Source organism: Salicola sp. AFF1, assembly GCF_056783195.1.
Genome location: NZ_JBXAYL010000004.1, coordinates 105,551 through 127,025 on the forward strand (window position 1 = coordinate 105,551; position 21,475 = coordinate 127,025).

The 21,475-nt window shown below is 61.7% G+C and carries 22 protein-coding genes; 7 read left to right on the forward strand and 15 right to left on the reverse strand.

Annotated features, from left to right (window positions below):
- Positions 1–23: 23 nt before the first annotated feature.
- The 3 genes from gatB to gatC all read right to left on the reverse strand — a co-directional run bounded on the left by gatB (position 24) and on the right by gatC (position 3,471).
- A complete protein-coding gene (gatB, locus tag AC1RQI_RS04030) occupies positions 24–1,478 on the reverse strand; it encodes an Asp-tRNA(Asn)/Glu-tRNA(Gln) amidotransferase subunit GatB (protein WP_481903758.1) in 1,455 nt (484 codons plus the stop codon).
- A gap of 243 nt (positions 1,479–1,721) precedes the next feature.
- Positions 1,722–3,176 carry an Asp-tRNA(Asn)/Glu-tRNA(Gln) amidotransferase subunit GatA gene (gene gatA / locus AC1RQI_RS04035; RefSeq protein WP_481903759.1) on the reverse strand — a complete coding sequence of 485 codons (1,455 nt, stop codon included), beginning with the start codon at positions 3,174–3,176 and terminating at the stop codon, positions 1,722–1,724.
- Positions 3,177–3,183: 7 nt separating this feature from the next.
- Entirely contained in the window at positions 3,184–3,471 is a 288-nt protein-coding gene (gene gatC / locus AC1RQI_RS04040) for an Asp-tRNA(Asn)/Glu-tRNA(Gln) amidotransferase subunit GatC (RefSeq protein ID WP_481903760.1), read from the reverse strand.
- Between the two features lie 310 nt (positions 3,472–3,781).
- Between gatC and AC1RQI_RS04045 the strand changes: the two genes are divergently transcribed.
- The 7 genes from AC1RQI_RS04045 (at position 3,782) to AC1RQI_RS04075 (ending at position 13,213) form a co-directional block, all read left to right on the forward strand.
- On the forward strand, positions 3,782–4,822 hold the full coding sequence (locus AC1RQI_RS04045) for a rod shape-determining protein (RefSeq protein ID WP_416635280.1): 1,041 nt from the start codon (positions 3,782–3,784) through the stop codon (positions 4,820–4,822).
- A 72-nt stretch (positions 4,823–4,894) separates the two neighbouring features.
- Positions 4,895–5,782: a rod shape-determining protein MreC gene (mreC, locus tag AC1RQI_RS04050; protein ID WP_416635279.1), complete on the forward strand. Its 888-nt coding sequence runs from the start codon at positions 4,895–4,897 to the stop codon at positions 5,780–5,782.
- Positions 5,751–6,263, forward strand: coding sequence for a rod shape-determining protein MreD (gene mreD / locus AC1RQI_RS04055; RefSeq protein WP_481903761.1), 513 nt, complete (start codon positions 5,751–5,753; stop codon positions 6,261–6,263). The genes mreC and mreD overlap by 32 nt, the downstream gene beginning before the upstream one ends.
- Before the next feature lie 5 nt (positions 6,264–6,268).
- Positions 6,269–6,883 (forward strand): Maf family protein, encoded by a 615-nt coding sequence (locus AC1RQI_RS04060; protein ID WP_481903762.1) that lies wholly within the window; start codon positions 6,269–6,271, stop codon positions 6,881–6,883.
- Complete coding sequence (rng, locus tag AC1RQI_RS04065; RefSeq protein ID WP_481903763.1) at positions 6,876–8,351, forward strand: ribonuclease G; 1,476 nt, start codon at positions 6,876–6,878, stop codon at positions 8,349–8,351. The genes AC1RQI_RS04060 and rng overlap by 8 nt, the downstream gene beginning before the upstream one ends.
- 33 nt (positions 8,352–8,384) lie before the next feature.
- Positions 8,385–12,374, forward strand: coding sequence for a YhdP family protein (locus AC1RQI_RS04070; protein WP_481903764.1), 3,990 nt, complete (start codon positions 8,385–8,387; stop codon positions 12,372–12,374).
- Positions 12,371–13,213 carry a carbon-nitrogen hydrolase family protein gene (locus AC1RQI_RS04075; protein WP_481903765.1) on the forward strand — a complete coding sequence of 281 codons (843 nt, stop codon included), beginning with the start codon at positions 12,371–12,373 and terminating at the stop codon, positions 13,211–13,213. The genes AC1RQI_RS04070 and AC1RQI_RS04075 overlap by 4 nt, the downstream gene beginning before the upstream one ends.
- On the opposite strand, the gene AC1RQI_RS04080 is transcribed toward AC1RQI_RS04075, so the two are convergent.
- The 12 genes from AC1RQI_RS04080 to AC1RQI_RS04135 form a co-directional block, all read right to left on the reverse strand.
- Positions 13,210–13,503 (reverse strand): ComEA family DNA-binding protein, encoded by a 294-nt coding sequence (locus AC1RQI_RS04080; RefSeq protein WP_416635272.1) that lies wholly within the window; start codon positions 13,501–13,503, stop codon positions 13,210–13,212. The genes AC1RQI_RS04075 and AC1RQI_RS04080 overlap by 4 nt on opposite strands.
- A 260-nt stretch (positions 13,504–13,763) precedes the next feature.
- On the reverse strand, positions 13,764–14,288 hold the full coding sequence (gene yjgA / locus AC1RQI_RS04085; protein WP_481903766.1) for a ribosome biogenesis factor YjgA: 525 nt from the start codon (positions 14,286–14,288) through the stop codon (positions 13,764–13,766).
- On the reverse strand, positions 14,285–14,554 hold the full coding sequence (locus AC1RQI_RS04090; protein ID WP_416635269.1) for an HPr family phosphocarrier protein: 270 nt from the start codon (positions 14,552–14,554) through the stop codon (positions 14,285–14,287). Before AC1RQI_RS04090 ends, yjgA begins: the two co-directional genes overlap by 4 nt.
- Positions 14,555–14,569: 15 nt before the next feature.
- A complete protein-coding gene (gene rapZ / locus AC1RQI_RS04095) occupies positions 14,570–15,442 on the reverse strand; it encodes an RNase adapter RapZ (RefSeq protein ID WP_481903767.1) in 873 nt (290 codons plus the stop codon).
- Positions 15,443–15,476: 34 nt separating this feature from the next.
- Entirely contained in the window at positions 15,477–15,956 is a 480-nt protein-coding gene (gene ptsN / locus AC1RQI_RS04100) for a PTS IIA-like nitrogen regulatory protein PtsN (RefSeq protein ID WP_416635266.1), read from the reverse strand.
- 15 nt (positions 15,957–15,971) lie between these two features.
- On the reverse strand, positions 15,972–16,280 hold the full coding sequence (gene hpf / locus AC1RQI_RS04105; RefSeq protein WP_416635265.1) for a ribosome hibernation-promoting factor, HPF/YfiA family: 309 nt from the start codon (positions 16,278–16,280) through the stop codon (positions 15,972–15,974).
- A 66-nt stretch (positions 16,281–16,346) separates the two neighbouring features.
- Positions 16,347–17,897 carry an RNA polymerase factor sigma-54 gene (locus AC1RQI_RS04110; protein ID WP_481903768.1) on the reverse strand — a complete coding sequence of 517 codons (1,551 nt, stop codon included), beginning with the start codon at positions 17,895–17,897 and terminating at the stop codon, positions 16,347–16,349.
- Between the two features lie 149 nt (positions 17,898–18,046).
- On the reverse strand, positions 18,047–18,772 hold the full coding sequence (lptB, locus tag AC1RQI_RS04115) for an LPS export ABC transporter ATP-binding protein (RefSeq protein WP_416635262.1): 726 nt from the start codon (positions 18,770–18,772) through the stop codon (positions 18,047–18,049).
- A gap of 8 nt (positions 18,773–18,780) precedes the next feature.
- Positions 18,781–19,326: a lipopolysaccharide transport periplasmic protein LptA gene (gene lptA / locus AC1RQI_RS04120; RefSeq protein ID WP_481903769.1), complete on the reverse strand. Its 546-nt coding sequence runs from the start codon at positions 19,324–19,326 to the stop codon at positions 18,781–18,783.
- Positions 19,327–19,349: 23 nt separating this feature from the next.
- Entirely contained in the window at positions 19,350–19,934 is a 585-nt protein-coding gene (lptC, locus tag AC1RQI_RS04125) for an LPS export ABC transporter periplasmic protein LptC (protein WP_481903770.1), read from the reverse strand.
- 17 nt (positions 19,935–19,951) lie between these two features.
- Entirely contained in the window at positions 19,952–20,488 is a 537-nt protein-coding gene (locus tag AC1RQI_RS04130; RefSeq protein ID WP_416635258.1) for a KdsC family phosphatase, read from the reverse strand.
- Between the two features lie 12 nt (positions 20,489–20,500).
- Positions 20,501–21,475, reverse strand: a complete 975-nt coding sequence (locus tag AC1RQI_RS04135) for a KpsF/GutQ family sugar-phosphate isomerase (RefSeq protein ID WP_481903771.1) — start codon at positions 21,473–21,475, stop codon at positions 20,501–20,503.

The window sequence follows — 21,475 nt, forward strand, 5'->3', positions numbered from 1 at the left end:
GTTTTGTTACAAAATGTAGTCCTCTATTGGTTGTTCGCGAGCCGCTGCTGGAGGATCTCGTTCACCTGGGCTGGGTTGGCCTTGCCCTGGGAGGCTTTCATGACCTGCCCAACCAGGGCGTTGAACTTCTTCTTCTGCTTCTTGGCGACGTCCTCACCCAGGTAGTCATCCACCATCGCCTGGTTTTCAGTGAGGACCTGGTCAACCAGTGCCTCGATCTCGCTGCTGTCGGAGACCTGCTTGAGGCCCTGCTGTTCAATGATCTCGTCCGGGCTGCCTTCGCCATTCCAGAGGGCTTCAAAGACCTGCTTGGCCAATTTGCCGGAAATGGTGCCGTCCTGAACCCGCAGGATCAGGGTGGCGAGGTCATTTGCGCTGACAGGGCAGTCCTGGATCTCACGCTCGCTTTGGTTCAACAGTCGCGCCAGCTCGCCCATGATCCAGTTGGCAGCCTGGCGGGCATCGCCGCTGGCCTGTGCGACCTGCTCGAAGTAGTCAGCCACTGCCTGGCTCTGGACCAGTGGCGCAGCTTCATCCGAGCTCAGGCCATAGTCGCTGATGAGCCGGGCTTGCTTGGCGTCTGGCAGTTCCGGGAGCTGGTCGCGGATGCGTTCGACGTATTGGTCGCTGATCTCGACCGGAAGCAGGTCAGGGTCCGGGAAGTAGCGGTAGTCGTTTGCGAATTCCTTGGTCCGCATGGAGCGCGTTTCGTCCTGATCCGCATCGTACAGGCGGGTTTCCTGTTCCACATTGCCGCCATCTTCAATCAGTTCGATCTGGCGTTCCACCTCGGTATTGATGGCCTTTTCCACGAAGCGGAAGGAGTTGACGTTCTTGATCTCGGTGCGGGTGCCGAACTCGGTCTGGCCCTTGGGGCGCACGGAGACGTTGCAGTCGCAGCGCATGGACCCCTGGGACATGTCACCGTCGGAGATGCCCAGATAGGTGACGATTGAGTGGATCTTGCGGAGGTAGGCGGCGGCTTCTTCGGCGCTGCGCATGTCCGGTTCGGAGACAATCTCGAGCAGGGGAGTCCCGGCACGGTTGAGGTCGATACCGGACTGGCCCTGAAAGTCTTCATGCAGGGATTTGCCGGCATCTTCCTCAAGATGGGCGTGTTCGATGCCGATGGTGCGTTCGCTGCCATTGGACAGGTGCACGCTGACCTCTCCTTTGCCCACGATGGGGTGGTACATCTGACTGATCTGGTAACCCTTGGGCAGGTCGGCGTAGAAGTAGTTCTTGCGGTCGAATACCGAGCGGTGTGCGATCTCGGCATTAACGGCAAGGCCGAACTGGACGGCCATGCGTACGGCCCCCTCGTTGAGAACGGGGAGCATGCCGGGCATAGCCAGGTCGATGGCGCTGGCCTGGGCGTTGGGGTCGGCGCCGAAGGCGGTGCTGGCGCCGGAGAAGATCTTGGACTGGGTGGCGAGCTGTACGTGGACTTCCAGCCCGATCACGGTTTCCCATTGCATGGTATTGTCTGCTCCCGCGGAGTTGTCTCTAGCCTGCTGGCCGTAATGCAGGCGCGGGCACGGGGTGGTTTTACAGGAATCGCTATGAATCCATCCCTGGACGCTGCGCGGTCGCCATCCATGGCGACCGCGCTTCCTGTAAAACCACCCCGCGCCCACGCCCGGGGCGGTCCAGCTGTCATTAATCCTTCTGCCCGGTCCGCTGTTACCGGCGCGAGTGGTTGTTCCTGTCTGGGCGATCCATCACACGCTGTTCGGCGCCACCTGCTTATGCCAGTCCGTCACCTGCTGAAAACGGTGGGCGGCGTTCAGCATGCGGGCTTCGTCGAAATAGTTGCCGATGATCTGCAGCCCCACCGGCAGGTTGTTCACCATGCCGCCGGGGATCGACATGGCCGGCACGCCCGCCAGATTGGAGGCGATGGTGAACACGTCCTCCAGGTACATGTTGATCGGGTCATCGGTCTTGTCGCCCTGGGCGAAGGCCGGCGAGGGCGATGTGGGCCCCATGATCAGGTCGACCTCGTTGAAGGCGTTGGTGAAGTCCTGCTGGATCAGGCGGCGGACTTTCTGCGCCTTGAGGTAGTAGGCGTCGAAGAAGCCGGCCGAGAGGGCGTAGGTGCCCACCAGAATGCGGCGTTTGACCTCCTCGCCGAAGCCTTCGGAGCGCGAGCGCAGGTAGAGGTCGTTGAGGTCCTGCGGATTCTCGCAGCGGTGGCCGTAGCGCACCCCGTCAAAGCGCGAGAGGTTGGCGGAGGCTTCGGCCGGGGCGATCACGTAGTAGGCGGCGACTGCCAGGTGTGAGTGCGGCAGGCTGATTTCCTGAACGATGGCCCCAAGTTTTTCGTACTCGCGGACGGCATTGTGGACCTGCTCTGCCATCGCCGGTGACAGCTCGTCCGAGAAGTATTCCTTTGGCAACCCAATGCGGAGCCCGTTCAGCTCGCTCGTGAGGTTGCTGGTGTAATCGGGAACCTTTCGGTCGAGGCTGGTCGAGTCCTTCGGGTCAAAGCCAGCCATGGCGTTGAGCATCAGGGCGCTGTCCTCGGCCGTGCGGGTCAGGGTGCCGGCCTGGTCCAGGCTGGATGCGAAGGCGATCATACCGTAGCGGGAAATCCGGCCATAGGTGGGCTTCAGGCCCGTGAGGCCGCACAGTGCCGCTGGCTGGCGGATGGAGCCGCCGGTGTCGGTGGCGGTGGCAGCGCAGACCAGGCCCGAGGCGACAGCCGCGGCGGAGCCGCCGGAGGAGCCACCCGGAACGAGGTTGTCCCCCCAGGGGTTGGTCACCGGGCCAAAGTAGCTGGTCTCGTTGGACGAGCCCATGGCGAACTCGTCCATGTTGGTCTTGCCCACGCACACGGCGCCAGCGTCGTCCAGCTTCTGGGCAACCGTGGCGTTATAGGGCGGTGCAAAGTTCTCGAGCATGCGCGAGCCACAGGTGGTGCGCAGGTCTTCTGTGCAGAATATGTCCTTGTGCGCAAAGGGGACGCCCGTGAGCGGGCCCGCCTGGCTGCTGGCCCGAGCCTGGTCGGCACGTCGGGCCTGTTCCAGGGCGCGCTCGTCCGCGATGGTAATGAAACTGTTGTAGTCCCCGTCATGAGCACGGATGCGTTCAAGGGTTTCCTGGGTCAGGGCTTCGCTGGTGGTATCACCTGATTCCAGGGCTTTGGCCAGTTCTGAAAGCGTTCTGGTTTGCATCCGGCGCTTACTCCACTACCCGCGGTACCAGATAGAGCCCGTCCTGTGTCTCGGGGGCTACGGCCTGGAACCGTTCGCGCTGGTTGGTTTCTGTGACTTCGTCCGGGCGCAGCCGCTGGGTGGCGTCCAGCGGGTGGGCCATTGGGGTGATGCCGTCGGTATCCGCCGCCTGGAGCTGGTCAACCATCCCGAGGATGTCGCTCAGTTTGCCTTCGAGCGCTTCTTTTTCGGGCTCTTCAAGCTGGATGCGAGCCAGCCAGGCCACCTGTTCGATTTTGTCTCTGGAAATGCTCATGCCGATTCCTTCCCTTTGGAACGCGCGATGATAGCAGATACGCATGCATTCTGAACCCCGGGGCTTCAAAGCGGAAGCCGGAGTGGCGATTGCTGGCAGCATTCCTCGCGGGCCCTGGTGATGGCGCATGGGGTATTCTGGGGCTGTGGCAGCCGATCTGTTCCATTGTTTGTTAAGCAGGCACAATGCGTGCTGTCTTGCCTGAACCCCCCGCCACTGCTAAAGTTCCGGCATCCAAGAGGTTTCGCCACGGAAACGGGGAGGGCGAGGCCGGCCATCGAATCCGTAAAGCCAGGTTGAAACAGCACCGATGCTCAAGAGACTCAGAGGCGCGTTCTCCAGTGATCTGTCCATTGATCTGGGAACTGCCAACACGCTCATCTTCGTCCGTGGTCGAGGGATCATTCTGGATGAGCCTTCCGTTGTTGCCGTAAGCACATCCAACGGTCAGAAAAAAGTGGCAGCCGTGGGCAGCGAGGCCAAGCGCATGCTGGGCCGAACGCCTGGCAATATTACCGCCATCCGTCCGCTGAAGGATGGCGTGATTGCGGATTTCGTGGTCACTGAAAAAATGCTCCAGCACTTCATCCATAAAGTGCATGAGAACAGTTTCATTACCCCGAGCCCGCGGGTTCTGGTCTGCGTGCCCAGCAAGAGTACCCAGGTGGAACGCAAGGCGATCCGTGAGTCCGCTCTCGGTGCGGGTGCCCGGGAAGTGTTTCTCATCGAGGAGCCCATGGCGGCTGCCATTGGCGCCGGGCTGCCGGTAGAAGAAGCGAGTGGCTCCATGATCGTCGACATTGGTGGTGGCACCACGGAGATCGCGATCATTTCGCTCAATGGCATTGTCTATGCCGAGTCAGTACGAGTCGGTGGTGACAAGTTCGACGAAGCCATTGTCACCTATGTCCGCCGCAATTATGGCAGCCTCATCGGGGACTCGACGGCCGAGCGCATCAAGCACGAGATCGGCTGTGCCTACGAGGGGTTGGATATCCGCGAGATTGATGTCCGCGGTCGCAACCTGGCTGAAGGCGTGCCGCGCCAGTTCACCCTCAACAGCAACGAGATACTGGAGGCGCTTCAGGAGTCGCTGGCGCAGATTGTCCAGACCGTCAAGAGTGCGCTCGAGCAGTCGCCTCCCGAGCTGGCCTCGGACATCGCCGAGCGCGGCATTGTCCTGACCGGTGGCGGGGCGCTTCTGAGGGGGCTGGAGAGCCTGATCAGTGAGGAAACCGGCCTACCCGTGGTTGTGGCGGAAGACCCGCTGACCTGTGTGGCGCGGGGTGGTGGCAAGGCGCTGGAACGCATTGACCGGAGCGGCGTAACCATGTTCTCCCAGGACGGTTGACGCACCGTTATCGGTTCCGGTTGAACTGCAGGCACCGCCGCTGCCGCCCAGGCGCCAGCGGCGGTTGTCGTTGTGAACGGGGGACGGTCCATCAACACGCTTTTCACCCAAGGCCCACTTATTGGCTCCAGGCTGTTGCTCGTGGTGCTTCTGTCCGGAGTGCTGATCGGTGCGGACCTGTACCTGCCCTATGGCGATCGCGTGCGGGGCTGGCTGATGACCGGTTTGGCCCCGGTTTATTGGCTGGGCAATGCGCCGGAACGGGCTGTTGGATGGCTGGGAGATCTCACAACCAGCCGCTCAGAGCTGCTGCAGGAGAACGAGGCCCTGGAATCCCGTCTGCTGGTTTTGGAGCGCCGGGCACAGCGCTATGCTGCGCTCGCCGCTGAAAACGCACGCCTGCGGGAGCTGCTCAACGCCTCTGAAAACCTGGATGATCGGGTCCTGGTGGCGGATGTGATCGGGGTGACCCCGGATCCCCTGACCCATGAAATCGTTTTGAATAAAGGCGAGTCCGACGGCGTGGCAGAGGGGCAGGCCGTTCTGGATGCTCGTGGGCTCATGGGGCAGATTGTCCATACCAGCACCTATTCGTCCCGGGCTATTCTGATTTCCGACAACAGTCATGCGGTGCCCGTTGAGGTTAATCGTAACGGGTTGCGCGCTATCATGCTTGGTACGGGTGAGCCTGATCGTATGGAACTGGCCCATGTTCCGGATACTGCGGATATCGAGGTTGGAGACCTGCTCGTGAGCTCTGGCCTCGGGGGGCGCTTCCCTCAGGGGTATCCGGTGGCACGGATCAGCAGCCTGGAGCACAACCCGGGAGAGCCATTTGCCCAGGTCGAGGCGCGGCCCCTGGCGAAGCTCGATAGCAGCAGCCTGGTCCTGGTGGTCTTCAGTGGCGGTCTCGCGTCAGAGCCAGCCAGTGAACCGGAGCCGTCAGGAGGGGAAGGCTGAAGTGGTGCTGCGTTCGATCAGTTACCCGGTTGCGATCCTGAGCGCTGTTGCAGCGCTGGTCGGGACAATCGCGCTGTTTCCACAGCAGTTTGGGCATTGGCGCCCGGAATGGGTCGGCCTGGTTGTGATCTACTGGGTGCTGCGAGCCCCGCAAGCGTTTGGCATCGTTCTGGCCTGGTGCCTGGGGCTTCTGGTGGATGTGCTGCGGGCGGACATTCTGGGCATGAATGCCCTTGCCATGGCGCTCCTCGCCTTCATGGTTCTTGCGTCCCATCAGCGGCTTCAGCTCTTCCGGCTGGCGCAGCAATCCCTTGTGGTCTTTCTCATGATCGGCGTTGCGCATATGGTGGTCCACTTCCTGCACCAGTTACTGGGAGAGGCCGGCGGGGGCTTTAATTACCTGCTTCCCGCGGTCAGCAGTGGCCTGATCTGGCCAGTGTTCCGCGGTTTCTGGGATTTCGTGAATCGTAAGCTGGAGTAATCCGAATGAGCCGTTCTGCCCTGGCGCCACTGGTGTTGGCCTCTGCATCACCCCGCAGGCGTGAACTCCTGGATCAGATTGGGGTCCGGTATCAGGACGCCCCTGTTGCCATTGATGAATCCCCTGGAGAGGAAGAGGCTCCAGACCTCTACGTACTGCGGATGGCCAGGCAGAAAGCGCTGACCTGCCAACAGGGCTGGCATGAGCCCGGGCGGGTCTTTCTGGGGGCGGATACAACGGTTGTGGTTGATGGCCAGATACTGGGCAAGCCGGCTGATGCGGAGCAAGCCCGTGCCATGCTGGCGCGTCTTTCCGGGCGGGAGCACCAGGTTATGAGTGGTGTGGCCCTGGCCGGGCCCAGTGCGGTGCGGGAACGCGTGGTTACCTCGAGGGTGCGATTGCGCCCGCTTTCCAGCGCCGAAATTGATAACTATGTGGCCACAGGTGAGCCCCTGGATAAGGCTGGGGCGTTTGGGGTTCAGGGTCGCGGGGCGGCGCTGGTGGCGGAGGTGATCGGCAGCTATACCGCCGTGGTGGGCCTGCCGCTTGAGGCGGTGACGGACCTTCTCTATCAGGTGGACCAGCCAGTGCATCAGTGGTGGGTGGCAATGGATGAGTGAAGAGATCCTGATCAATGTCACGCCCGTTGAAACGCGGGTGGCGCTGGTGGAAAACGGCATGCTCCAGGAAGCTTATGTGGAGCGCACCCGGAACAAGGGGATTGTCGGTAACATTTACAAAGGACGGGTCGTGCGGGTATTGCCCGGCATGGAGGCGGCTTTTGTGGATATTGGCCTGGAGCGGGCGGCCTTCATCCATGCTTCGGATGTGGCCGAGCTTGGTGGTGATGGGGACAGCGGCTCACCGCGCACCGTGCCTGACATCCGCTCACTGCTGCGCGAGGGCCAGTCGATCATCGTACAGGTGACCAAGGACCCCATCGGTACCAAGGGCGCACGCCTGACCACCCACCTGTCCATTCCATCACGCTATCTCGTCTATATGCCGGCGATGTCGCACATCGGCGTGTCCCAACGGATTGAGGGCGAGGCTGAGCGCAGGCGCCTGCGGGATCTGATCCAGTCGGCTGCCAGCGAGTACGAGCTGGATGCCGGGGGCTACATTGTTCGTACCGCCGCCGAGAGTGTGGGTGAAGACGACATTCGCCGGGACATGGATTACCTCAACCGTCTGTCCGCCTCCATCATGGAAGGGGCGCGGGATGTGCGGGCCCCGGGGGTGATCTACGAGGACCTCCCCCTGTTCATCCGCACGGTGCGGGATCTGGTGCGGACTCCAACCGAAAAGATCCGCATTGACTCCCGGGAAAGCTATGAGAAGCTGCTGGCGTTCGCGGACCGGTTCGTTGAGCAGTTGCGCGAGATGATTGAGTTCTACCCCGGTGAGCGGCCGCTGTTTGATCTCTACAGCGTGGAGGATGAGATCCAGAAGGCGCTAAGCCGCCACGTACAGCTCAAATCCGGCGGCCATGCGCTTATTGACCAGACCGAAGCGATGACGACCATTGATGTGAACACCGGTGCGTTTGTCGGCCATCGCAACCTTGAGGAAACCATCTTCAAGACCAATCTGGAAGCGGCGAGAGCCATCAGCCGTCAGCTTCGACTGCGTAACCTGGGTGGAATCATTATCATCGATTTCATCGATATGGCCGATCCAGAGCATCAGCGCCAAGTATTGCGCATGCTGGAGAAGATGCTTGAGCGGGATCACGCCCGAACCAAAATTACCGGAGTTTCCGAACTCGGACTGGTGGAGATGACGCGTAAGCGTACCACCGAAAGCCTGGGCCAGCTGCTGTGCGAACCCTGCCCGGTATGTGATGGCCGGGGTTTTCTCAAGACACCGGAGACGGTCTGCTACGAGATTTTCCGTGAGATCATGCGCATTAACCGGGCCTATGACGTGGAGGGACTTCTGGTCATGGCCTCGCAGAGCGTGATTGATCGTCTTCTGGATGAGGACTCGGATAATGTGGCGGATCTCGAGACCTTCATTGGCAAGACCATCAAGTTCCAGGTTGAGCTGGTCTACAGCCAGGAGCAGTACGATGTGGTCCTGCTCTAGCCCAATCGGCTGCCTGGTCCCGGGGACTGTGTTATGAAACGGATGGCATTGGGAAGGATCCCACCGGCGCTGTGGGCGCTGCTCAACCGTATGGTGACCCTGGTCTGGGTAAGCGCCCTGACGCTGCTGATGCTCGTGGCCCTTTATGTGGGGCTGGGGCGCCAGTTCATGGCCCACCTCCATCACTTCGAACCCGAGATTGAAACGGCGCTGACAGGGGCATTTGGCAGGCCTGTTGAGATCAGTGGGTTGAGTGGCCAGTGGCAGGGAGTGGATCCTGTGGTTCGGGTGGCGGATCTGCGCATTGGCAGGAAGAACCAGGCGGACGCATCACTGGGGCAACTGAGGATACGGCTCGATAGCTGGGCGTCGCTGCTTCGCTGGCGCCTGGTGTTCCGCGAATTCCGCGCCAGTGGTAGTGAAGCGACGCTGGTTCAGAAGCCGGACGGGCGTTTTGCGGTCGCTGGTGTTTGGGAGCCGGCCGGGGATAGTGAGGAGGTTCAGGCGGTTGCCAATCCGGCCTCCGGGGCCCTGGAGGCGTTGGACGAGCGGCTGGGGGCCTGTATCGAGTGGCTGGGCCAGCTGCTGTCCGACCCGGTGGTGAGCGTGACGGATGTGCGCCTGCGGGTTGAACCGGCCGAGGGGGATCCGATACAGCTCAGGATTCCGGCCATGGACGTGCGCTTCGAGGATGGTCTTTTCTCTGCCAGCGGGCGCCTGTTGGGCGCCGGCGATGGGAAGGGGCGCATTGGGGCCTTTGCACTGCAGGGCAGGCACCTGCTCAGCAGCGGCCTCACAGGGGATCTTTTTCTGGACCTGGAGGCGGCGGGGACCTTCAGTGAGCTGTTTATGCCCTACAAGTGGCGGGATCTGGCCATCGACGCCCTTCAGGCCAGAGGGGATGCCTGGCTGCAGTTTCGTGGCGGGCGCCCCCAGCAGGCCCGAATGAAACTCCAGTTGCCGGAGTTGGGGCTGAGGTCCTCCCAGGGCGCTGTGACGCCCCTGAATGACCTGAATCTGGACCTTCTCTGGCAGCGCACCAACAAGGGGTGGCTTTTGCAGGCACGCGGCTCGGGTTTCCGTTGGGGGCAGCGGCAAGCGGGGGCCTTTGCTGGACGGGTAGTGCGCAACAGTGATGGCGTGAAAGCGCTTGCGCGGGACCTGGATCTGGGGTTGATGAGCGCGCTGGTCCGGCACAGTGGTGTGCTTAACGCAGAAGATCAGCGGCGTTTGGCCGAGCATGATCCAACGGGGTTGATGGAGCGAGTATCACTGACTCTGCCCAAGGAAGGCACGTGGCGATTGCGGGGGCGCTTCAGTGAGGTGACGGCGCAAGCGGCCGGAGGCGCACCCTCAACCAGCGATCTGGACGGTTATGTTGAGACCGGTCCGCGTGAGGGCTGGATAAGTCTTGAACCAGGGCCGGTGCGCTTTGGTTTTCCAGAATTGTTTCATACCGATTGGGGCTTTGAGCGGGGCACTGGTCAAATCCAGTGGACCCGCCGTGGTGACGGTTGGCGCGTCATGTCACGGCATCTTGCGGGTCGCCACGAGGGGGTGGACATCACCGGTGGTTTCCGGCTTCGTTTGCGGGAGAACAGCGCGGACACCCTGTCGCTGCGGGTGGGGATTGCCGGTGCCAGGGCCGGGATGCTGGGACGCCTCGTGCCGAAGTACCGGGTGCCCCCGGAGCTCTACTCATTCCTGACCGAATCCATTCATAGCGGAACGGTGCCCTGGGCATGGTATTACGGGCATGGAGAGATTGGGGATGAGGTGTCGGCTGAAGGGCGTGCTTTCACCTCGAGTGTCGCCTATCGGTTCCAGGACATGCGGCTGACTTACGATCCGGATTGGCCAGCCCTTGAGGATGCGGCTGGTAAAGTCCGAGTTCAGGATGATGAGGGTCTTATCCAGTTGGACCAAGGCACGGTGGGGGGAGTGGCTCTCAAGCCGAGCCAGATCCGGGTGGCGGATGGTCAGAAGGGGCCGAGGGTTGATGTGAATACCGGCGCTCGCCGTAACGGGGCGCTTCTCACTGACCAGTGGCGCCAGAGTAGCCCTTTCGGGAAGCTTGTTGGCGATTGGGTTAAGAAACTGCAAGTGAAAGGAAGCAGTGACCTGGACCTGGCTCTCAGCCTTTGGCCTGACCAGGAGCGCGATCCCGAGGTTGAGGCCCAGCTGAAGCTTGCCGACACTCGGGTGCGTTTCGCTCCTGGTGGTATTGAGTGGCGGGGGGTGACCGGGCCCATCCGGTTCACCACGGATACCGGTTTTGACAGCACGGACCTCGAAGCCCGTTTCATGGGAGAGCCGGTGGCTTTGGAGGTGCGGGATGGGCCTGAACAGGGTCCGGTTTTTCGCCAGAAAGGCAAGCTCTCTGTGGCTCAGCTGGAACAGTGGCTTGGCCGGTCACTGCCCCGGACCAGCGGTCGCTTGAGCTATAGCGCGGCACTGCGTCCGACCCAGGGACCGAACCTGGGGCTCGAAGCCGATCTTTCGAAGCTGGTGCTGGATTGGCCAGCCCCCCTCAATAAAGCAGCGGGCGGTGCGCACAGCCTGAGCGCGCAGGTGGATTTCGGAGAGCGGGACGGAACAGTCCGCATCCGGGGGAGCTGGCAGCCTTTGGGAGCGTTGCGGCTTGTGTTGCGTGATGGCGTTCTGGAGCGCGGTCGCATCGGACTTGGCGTACGCCATACGAACCTTCCAGAGCAACCTGTGCTTAGTATTACCGGAAACCTCCCAGGTGTGGCTCTGCACCAATGGTGGCAGGCAATGGCGGATATGCCGGCACCAGAGGTTACAAGAGCCGGTGACCGCGAGCCTGGTCGTGGCCCGGGTCGGCGTTTTTTTCCGGATCTCAGTCTTGAGCTCGGTATCGGGGAGCCACGCCTCAATGATTGGGTTCTTTCGCCGTTGCAGGTCCAGGCTGAAGCACATACCTGGGATGATTGGCAGGTGACCCTGGATTCCGACTGGGTTAGTGGTTCGTTGGGTCTTGATGATGCCGGCGTACTGTCCGTGGATCTTGACCACCTTGTGCTTCCCGGCATGGGATCGGAGGACGAGCGGCCCATGACGCAATTGGACAGTGCCACATTGGCCCAGGGCGCCCGGCAGTGGCCAGAGGCCAGTGTTCGCATTGGGCGTCTTGCTGTTGGTGATCGCCGGATTGATCATCTTGAGTTTCAATTGGTGCCTGATGGCAGTGATATTCGCGTTGAATCGCTTGCGTTGAACATGGAGGATCTGGCCTTGAAGGGCAGCCTGACATGGCAGCCGGCGGTGACTGATGGTGTTACCGAGTTTTCAGGAACCGTGGAGGGCAGCGACCTTAAAGGGCTGGAGGCGGTAGTGGGGCAAACCAGTGTGCCGATTACCAGCAAGCGGGTAGAGGCGTCGCTTAACATGGCCTGGCCCGGCGTCCCCACGGACTTCAGCCTCTCGGAGCTGCGCGCGGCCATGGATTTCCGGTTTGAGGATGGCATCATTGATCAGGAAATCGAGGGGGCGGGCGTATTCCGGGTCTTTGGCCTTCTCAATACCGATACGCTCTGGCGGCGGCTGCAACTGGATTTCTCGGATGTCTATGAGTCCGGCATTCCGTTTGATCATATTGAAGGCGAAGCGTTGATCCATGAGGGCCGGTTGATCTTTGATCCCACTGTCGTGATCCAGGCCCCATCCGGGGGTTTCCGGATGAGTGGCGAGGCGGACCTGATCCGTGAGAGCCTCGACATGTCGCTTGTGGTGGTGCTGCCGGTTACCCAGAACCTGCCACTGGCGGCGGTGTTGTTCGGCTATGCGCCGCCCGTAGGGGGAGCACTCTTCGTGATTGACAAGGTATTTGGCGGTATCCTGAGTCGGGTAACCAGTGCCACCTACAGGGTGAAAGGCAGCTGGAACGAGCCAGAGATTGAACTTCGTAACCTGTTTGACACGGAGTCGGACCTGGAAAGCTATGAACGGCCCAAGGTGGGCGTGGAAGCCCCCGAAAGGCCCGCAGGGGAGATCAGGCGATGACGGCAGCCGTATCGGTAGCAGCGATTCAGATGGTCAGTGGCTTCGACGTGGAGCAGAATCTGGTGCGCGCACGCGAGCTTCTGGAACAGGCGGCCTCGGACGGGGCTGGCGTAGCGGTGCTTCCGGAAAACTTCGCGGCTTTCCAGAACCGTCGGCTGGCTGAGCTGGGACAGTCGGAAGCGCAGGGCGAAGACGGATCCATCCAGTCCTTTGTCAGCCGCGAGGCGGCCCGTCTGGGCCTTTGGATTGTAGCCGGTTCACTGCCCATGGGGACCCGGCCTGATGGCACCGTCGTGCCCGGGAACCGTGTCCGGGCCGCTTGCATGGTCTGGAACGACCAGGGGGAGCAGGTCGCCCGCTACGACAAGATTCATCTGTTTGATGCGCAGGTGGGCGACTCACAGGGCCGGTATCAGGAATCCGACCTGTTTGAGCCCGGCGACCAGGTGGTGACCGTGGATACGCCCGCGGGCCGGCTGGGACTCAGCATCTGCTACGATCTGCGTTTTCCGGAGCTGTACCGCCAGCTGCGCGAGGCGGGAGCGGAATGGGTGGTCGTGCCCTCGGCCTTTACTCATCGTACCGGTGAGGCGCATTGGGAGCCGCTGTTGCGTGCCCGTGCGATTGAGGATCAGGTGTGGATCTGTGCACCCAATCAGGGAGGTCAGCATGATGAGCGCCGGCGGACCTGGGGCCATTCGATGATCATTGACCCCTGGGGGCATGTGGTCGCCGAGCGCTCGGAGGATGGCCCCGGTGTGGTCAGCGCGGCGCTGGATCGCGACCAGCTGGCCAGCACGCGGAGTGCCATCCCGGTTTGGGGGCATCGGCGCCTTTAATCCAGGCGGATCCTTTCCCGGTTTTCCTTGATGGTGGCCGGCCCGATTCCGTTTACCTCTTCAAGATGCTCCGGGGTGGTGAATTCGCTTTCCCCCTCGCGCCAGTCCACGATGGCCTGAGCCTTGACGGGGCCTACGCCCTGGAGTGCCTCTGCCAGGCGGTCAGCGCTGGCGGTGTTGATGTTGACCGTTTCCGCCTTGTCCGCGGTTTCCTGGGCGATCCCCGGCATGGCAAGAAGGACGAGCGCGAGCGCCAGCACGCGGGTGCTTGCTGATAGGATTGCATTCATGGTGATGAGCTCCTGTCTGTTCCTGTTTGGATGGGCACGGAACAGTCCCGGAGAGGGCGGTAACGAGGCGAGTGAGGTGGTCCAGGCAGGCGACGTCCTTGGCACCCGCGCTGTCCCGTCCCTGCCCGTTTCCCTGGGCAACTGTCCGTCCCTGCGATCAGGCGCGTCCTGCACCGTTGTGTGTCCCTACTGGTGCTTATTTTACGCGGTGCGAGCGTGAGGCAAATAGGAAATCGCTGACCCATGCTGTAAGCGATTTCCTACAATGACTCCCCCTCATCAATGCGTTCCCTGAGGTAACGATAGAGGCGCCGGCGAGGGCTGTTGCGGTCCCCGTCGCCCGACTGCCTGGCGGCGTTGCGGATCAGCTGGCGCAGGTGCTGGCCATCGGTTTGGGGATATCGGCTCATGAACTCCGTCAGCGCCTGTTTGCCTTCGTTGAGAAGGCGCTCGCGCCAGCGTTCGGTCATGTGCAGTCGCCGGGTGTGTTCGGGGGTGCCGTGCGTCTGGCCGGCCACGGCCTGGCGCAGGGCCTGTTCGTCTTCCTCCAGAATGCGCCGGCCCAGGTAGTGGAGCTTGCGGCGTCTCGGCTCGCCATCCTGCAGGGTTCGAAGCGCCAGAAGCTCTTCAATCAGGGCTGTTGAGGCAGGCAATTGGTGAATCCGCATCTCTGGCAGCGCAGCCAGCGCTGAGGCCAGTTCCCGCAGTTCCTGCAGTTCCCGTTTGGCCTGGCTTTTGGTGGGCAGTGCTTCCGGCTGTTGCCCTGTGGTGTCAGTATCACTCATTCGTCTTCATCAAACCGGTTGTTGATCAGTTCCACCAGGGCATCCCGGGCGCTCGCTTCATCGTCGCCGTCAATGACCAGCTCGATGTCTGTGCCACAGCTGGCTGCCAGCATCATAACGGACATGATGCTTTTGGCATCCACCTCCCGGTCATCGCGGACCAGGTGGATGCTGCTGTCAAACTGTTCGGCACAGCTCACGAGTTTGGCGGCGGCGCGGGCATGCAGCCCGAGTTTGTTGATGATGGTGACGGTGTCTCGGATCATGTGCGTTTCCGCTGTTCAGGGCGTCGGTGGCGCGTCAGGCAGCTCTGTGTGTCGGACCTGGACGGTGCTGAACGCGCGCCGCAGGTGATTCGCCAGTTCTTCGGCCATATAGACTGATCGGTGCTGGCCGCCGGTACAGCCTATGGAGACGGTCATGTAGGAGCGGTTGACCGTGTGGAATGCCGGCAGCCAGCGGTCCAGAAATCCCTTGATATCACCGAGCAGGGCGTCCGTTCCGGGTTGGCCCTTGAGGTACTCGCGGATGGGGGCGTCCAGTCCGGTGTAGCTGCGGAGCGAGTCATCCCAGAAGGGATTGGGCAGGCAGCGCACATCGAAGACGAAATCGGAATCAATGGGAACGCCGTGCTTATAGCCGAAGGACTGGATCAACAGCGCCATCTGTTGTTCGTCACGCCCGACGATGCGTTCACGCACCATGTCTCGCAGTTCGTACATGGAGCGTTCAGTGGTATCGATATGCAGGTCCGCCAGTCGCGCAATCGGTTCCAGCAGGCTCTTTTCATCCTGGATCGCCTCGGAAAGGGAGCGGGCGGAGGTGCTCAGCGGATGCTTGCGCCGTGTCTGGTGGAAGCGCTGCAGCAGGATGCTGTCCGCCGCATCCAGGTAGATGATTTCCACCCTCAGCTCTGGATGCTGGAGCTGGCGGTAGAGGTTTTCAAAATCGGCGATGTCCGCGGAGAGGTTGCGCGCGTCAATGCTGACCGCGACGTCGCGTTGCTGCTCATCGGATTCCAGGGCCTTGCGTGTCAGCGGCTGGAGCAGCCCGATGGGCAGGTTGTCGATGCAGTAATAGCCAAGGTCTTCCAGTACATGCAGGGCCGTGCTTTTGCCGGAGCCCGAGCGGCCGCTTACGATGGTCAGTTTCACAGGCCGATCTCCCGCCGTGTGGGTAAGGGCGACGTTACTGGGACGCTTTTTCGCTGGCGACGATCAGGTCGTACAGTTCCTGCGAGTCCTGGCACTGGCGCAGGCGCCGGCACAGGCTGCGGTCATTGAACTTCTCGGCCAGCTGGCTGAGCAGTTCCAGGTGCTCACTGGTGGCATTCTGCGGCACCAGGAGCACGAACAGCAGGTCCACCGGTTCACTGTCGATGGCATCAAAGTTGATGGGGGCGTCCAGCGTCAGTAGCGCGCCTACTACGCGCTTACAGTCTTCCAGCCGGCAGTGCGGGATGGCGATGCCTTGCCCGATGCCGGTGCTGCCAAGACGCTCCCGTGCAACCAGATTATTGAAGATCTGGTTTTCCTCAAGCTCCGGGTAGTGCTGGGCTACTCTCTCGGCAATGGTCTCGAGGATGCGCTTCTTGCTGGTCCCCGGAACGCCACAGAGGGCCAGCTCCGGGGCAAGAATGGATTCGATGGACAGTGATGAATGGACCATGGATACCGCTTGGGATCAGCGGGTGGCCGCACCGTGCTGGCGTTCCACCTGCTTTTCCTTGTGTTTGAGAATTTGCCGGTCAAGCTTGTCCACAAGCTGATCGATCGCCGCGTACATATCGTCGTGCTGGGCCTTGGCGTTGATGTCGCCCCCGGTAACGTGGAGCGTGGCTTCGGCGGTCTGCCTTTGCTTGACCACCGACAGCGTCACCTGGGTGTTGCTGATCTGGTCCGTATGCCGTTCAAGTTTTTCCATCTTGCTCCGGACATAGTCCTTCAGGGCTTCTGTCAGCTCGATGTGGTGACCTGAAATGTTGAGTTGCATAGTCCGCTCCTGTTGTCGCTTAGGCCCGGCCACCGGAAGGTGGCCATCATACAGGCGTCAGGCCCTCTAGACGAGACGTTTGCGCTCGTTTGAGGGCGGGATGTGCATCGCCTCGCGGTATTTGGCAACCGTTCGGCGCGCCACATTGATGCCCTGGTCACTGAGTATAGTCGCTATGCGGTTGTCACTCAGCGGTTTCCGGCTTTCCTCCTCGTTGATGAGCTTGCGGATCATGGCGCGGATGGCGGTGGATGAGCATTCGCCGCCTTCGTCCGTGCTCACGTGACTGGAGAAGAAATACTTGAGCTCGTAAATGCCCCTGGGGGTATGCATGTACTTCTGGGTGGTGACACGGGAAATGGTGGACTCATGCATGTCCACAGCCTGGGCGATCTCGGAGAGGATCAGCGGCTTCATCGCTTCCTCGCCTTCCTCGAAGAACTTCTGTTGATGATCGACGATCTGGGAGGCGACTTTCAACAGCGTCTCGTTACGGCTCTGAAGACTTTTGATGAACCACTTCGCTTCCTGGAGCTGATCCTTCAGGTAGGTGTTGTCGGCGCTGGCATCGGACTGGCGGATGAGCGACGCATACAGGTTGTTCACCTGGAGCCGGGGGGCGATTTCCGGATTGAGTTCAATTTTCCAGCGTCCTTCCTGGCGGGAGACGATGACGTCCGGGACCACGTACTCCGTTTCGTCCTCACCGATGGCATCACCGGGGCGCGGGTTAAGGCTCTGGATCAGGCCCAGAACCTCCTTGAGTTGCGCTTCGCTGAGACGGCTGCGGCGCATGAGCTGGCGGTAGTCCCGGTTGCCGAGCAGCTGAATGTAATGGCTGACGACCAGCCGTGCCTGCTTGAGCCAGGGGGTGTCCGGGGGCAGCTGGTTGAGCTGGATCAGCAGGCATTCCCGCAGGTCCCGCGCGGCAACGCCGGGCGGATCAAAGTGCTGGATGCGGTGCAGGACCGCCTCGACTTCGTCCATTTCCAGCGGGTCTTCGTCGTCCGCCGCACTGAGCCCCTGGTGGATTTCTTCCAGGCCCTGGGTCAGATAGCCGGCGTTGTCGGTGGCATCAACCAGAGCATGGGCGATGACCCGGTCGCGCTCGGACATGGGAGTGAGGTTGAGTTGCCAGAGCAGGTGATCCTGAAGGGTTTCGCCGCGGCTGTTGCGGCTCTCGAAATCCATTTCGCTGCCATCGTCTTCGGGGCGTGAGGCAGCGGGAGTGGCGGGAGCGCTCTGGTAGACGTCATCCCAGGCGGTATCCACGGGCAGGTTGTCGGGGATCTCGCTGTTGTCCTGCCAGTTCTCGTTCTCCGAGCTGCTGGCGTCGGTATTGCTGGTACTCGGCTCCTCTCCCCCTTCGCCGGTGGTTTCAGCGCTTTCATGGTCGCCGTCGCCGCTGTCCGCTGCCTGATCGGCCTCAGTATCGGTGTCGGTATCCGTCTCCGCCTCGGCTTCCTCGGCGGTTTCAAGCATGGGGTTGGATTCCAGCTGTTGCTGGATTTCCTGCTGCAGGTCGAGAGTGGAGAGCTGGAGTAACCGTATTGCCTGCTGCAGCTGGGGCGTCATGGTGAGCTGTTGGCCCATCTTCAACTGCAGGGACGCTTTCATGACCATCGACTGCTTTCCCGTTCCCGATTGTCCAGCATTTAGAAACCTTAATGGGTCCTCCAGAGGACCGGCAGGGATTTTGCTTACCCCTTCTGGATCGAGTGTACAGGCGAACTGGGCAGGGCGACAACGGTTCCAGAGTGCACGTGTTACAGACGGAACTCGTCGCCCAGGTAGACTTCCTTGACCTGCTGGTTGGCAAGGATGTCCTCGGCGGTGCCGGAGGCGATGATGTGGCCTTCGCTGACGATGTAGGCGGTCTCACAGATGTCGAGCGTTTCGCGCACATTGTGGTCGGTGATCAGCACCCCAATGCCGCGGTCACGTACCTGGCGCACGATCTGCTTGATGTCGCTGACCGAGATCGGATCCACGCCAGCAAAGGGCTCATCCAGCAGGATGAAAGCCGGTTCCACGGCCAGGGCGCGGGCGATTTCGGCGCGTCGGCGCTCCCCGCCGGATAGGCTCATCCCAAGGCTGTTGCGGATGTGGCTGATGTGGAATTCACGTAACAGCGCTTCCATGCGCTCTTGCCGTTGTGCCTTCGTAAGGTCGCTGCGTGTTTGCAGGATGGCCATGAGGTTCTCCGCCACCGTCAGGCGCCGGAAGACCGAAGCCTCCTGGGGCAGATAGCCGATGCCTGCCCGGGCCCGGCCGTGCATGGGCAGGTGGGTGATGTCGCGGTTGTCGATCCGGATGCGGCCCCGGTCGTGGGGGACCAGGCCCACAATCATGTAGAAGCAGGTGGTCTTGCCGGCCCCGTTGGGCCCCAGAAGCCCCGCAATCTGGCCACTCTGGATGGCAAGGGAGACGTCCATCACCACTGGGTGGCGGCGGTAGCTCTTGGCCAGGTTCAGGGCTTCCAGTGTCGCCATGGGGGTGCTCAGTTACTGCCGTTGTTGTCAGGGGAATCGCGGTCCGGCTGGATGGTCATCTCCACCCGGTCCTGGTCGTCGTCTTCCGAGCTGGAGGCGGTTACGATGCGTTCGCCCACGTCGTACACGATCCGGTTGCCCCGGAACCGGTCACCCTGCTGGCGGATCAGGGCTTCTCGCTCGAAGATGATGCGTTCTTCCTTGGCTTCATAGATGATCGTCTTGCCTTCGGCATAGACCGCTGGGGCCTGTTCCGTTTGCGGCTGCTTATAGGTGGCGGGGTTGCCGGTGGCTTCCATGCGGCTGAGGTTCTGGCTGTTACCCCGGTAGAGTATGACCTTGTCCGCGGTCAAAAGCGCTTCGCCCTGGCTTACGCGTACATTACCCGAATAGGTGGCGGTTCCCTGCTGGTCATCCAGCCGGGCATTGTCGGATGCCACCTTGATGGGGTTGTCCGAGTCCAGATTGAAGGCGTGCGCAGGGAGTATAAGGCCGGCCGTTAGCAGGCCTGCCAGGAGCCGCCAGGCTTGTCGGGCGCGTGCCGGGTTGGTCATGAGCGGGCTATCTCCCCTGTAGGTCAGCGGTTGAATAAGCGGGTGCTGACGTCATTTTCAAGCCTGAAGGCGCGGTCGTTGATCCAGCCGGTCATGCCGACGGCCTGGGTCACGCTGCTGCGGTCGATCAGGGTCACCGGAGCGTCAGTCTGCACAATCCGTCGGTTGTTATCCAGCGTCATGCGTTCGCTGAGGATAAGCACATCGCCGCGTTCGGCGCTGCGGTGGCGGGCCCGGACATCCTGTTCCAGAGTCAGTTCCGTCGCATCGGGGTGATACAGACCGGTATGGGCGCTCACGAACCAGGGCGCGCCGCCCTTGCGGCCCAGCAGCATGGCATGGGGTTTTTCCATGGTGACCCGGTCCTCCGTTTGGAACTGCTCCGCACGGCGGGTACGGATACGGGTGTTGAGCCTGCCCTCGCCATCAAAGGACCGAAAGGTGGCATGAGTCACGAAACCGTCCGGTTTCTTGGGGCCGCGCAGGTCGCTGGCCGTGGTGTCGCGTATCGGGTCCTCTTCCTGGATGACCACAACGGCCAGGCCAAGAAGAACGAGACCAACCATGCCCCACAGGGCAATGGAGCGGTCTCGGAGCCAGGTGGGCATGATCCAGTTAGGCTCTTTCATGGCGCGCGGTACCCGTCAATCAGCTGATCGAGCACACCACGGCATGCCAGAAGCCATTCGCAAACTTCTCGGATGGCGCCCTGCCCACCAGGGGTGGTGGTGCACCATTGCGCTGCCGTTCGCACGGCAGCGCAGCCGTTGGGCACACTGATGCCTACGCCCACGGTTTCGATGGCAGCGAGGTCCGGCAGGTCGTCGCCCACATAGGCCATGGCCTCAAGCGGCACCGAGGTGCGTTCCGCCAGTTCCCGCAGGGCCGTAAGCTTATCGGTACGGTTCTGGATCAGGTGGTCGATATCCAGATTGCGGGCCCTGTTTTCCGTGAGCGCGGAGGTGCGGCCGGTGATAAACGCGGTGAGCAGCCCCTGTTTCTGGATCAGGCGTAACCCCTGCCCATCGAGGATGCTGAAGGCCTTGAGCTCGTCCCCGCTGGCAGCGAAGTAGAGGCTGCCGTCGGTCAGTACGCCATCCACATCCATGGCCAGAAGCTGGATCCTGGCACCGCGTTCACTCACATTCGGGGAGGGTGTCATTACATGGGCCTCCTAGACCACACCCGCGCGAAGCAGGTCATGCATGTTGAGTGCGCCGGTCAGCCGGTGGTCGTCGTCGGTTACGAGCAGGCCGTTGATCTTGCTGTCCTCCATAACCTTGAGCGCTTCTGCGGCGAGAATGTTCTGCCCCACGGTGCGACAGTGGCTGGTCATGACATCGCCGATCGGGGTGGCATGAATATCCACCCCCTGGTCCAGGGTCCGGCGCAGGTCGCCATCAGTGAAGATGCCGATAACCCGGTGGCTGTCATCGATCACTGCGGTCATCCCCAGTCCTTTGCGGGAGACCTCCAGCAATGCCTCGCCCAGCGGGGTCTGCTGTGTCACCCGCGGCAGGGCATCATCCGTATGCATGAGGTCCGAGACCTTCAGCAGCAGACGCCGACCGAGGGTGCCGCCGGGGTGGTAGAAAGCGAAGTCCTCGGCACCGAACCCACGCGCCTCAAGCAATGCCACGGCCAGGGCGTCACCCATCACCAGCGTTACCGTGGTGGAGGAAGTGGGCGCAAGGTTCATGGGGCAGGCTTCCTGGGCGACGGCAATATCGAGATTGGCATGGGCCTGGCGCGCCAGCTGGGAGTCCGCCTTGCCGGTCATGCTGATCAGCGAGGCTCCCTTACGCTTGATCAGCGGCAGAATGGTAACCAGCTCGCCGGTACTGCCCGAATTGGAAATCGCAATAACCACATCCTCGCCGGTGATCATGCCCAGGTCGCCATGACTGGCCTCGCCTGGATGCACGAAGAAGGCGGGCGTTCCGGTGCTGGCCAGGGTGGCGGCGAGCTTGGTGCCAATGTGGCCGGATTTGCCCATGCCGGTGACCACCACACGCCCGGTGCACTGGAGAATCAGGTCGCAGGCTCGACTGAAGTGGTCGTCAATGCGGGGCAGCAGAGCGTCTATGGCGTCGCGCTCAAGTGTGATTGTGCGGCGGGCTGATTCGATGAGTCCATCCGAAGGCGCCAT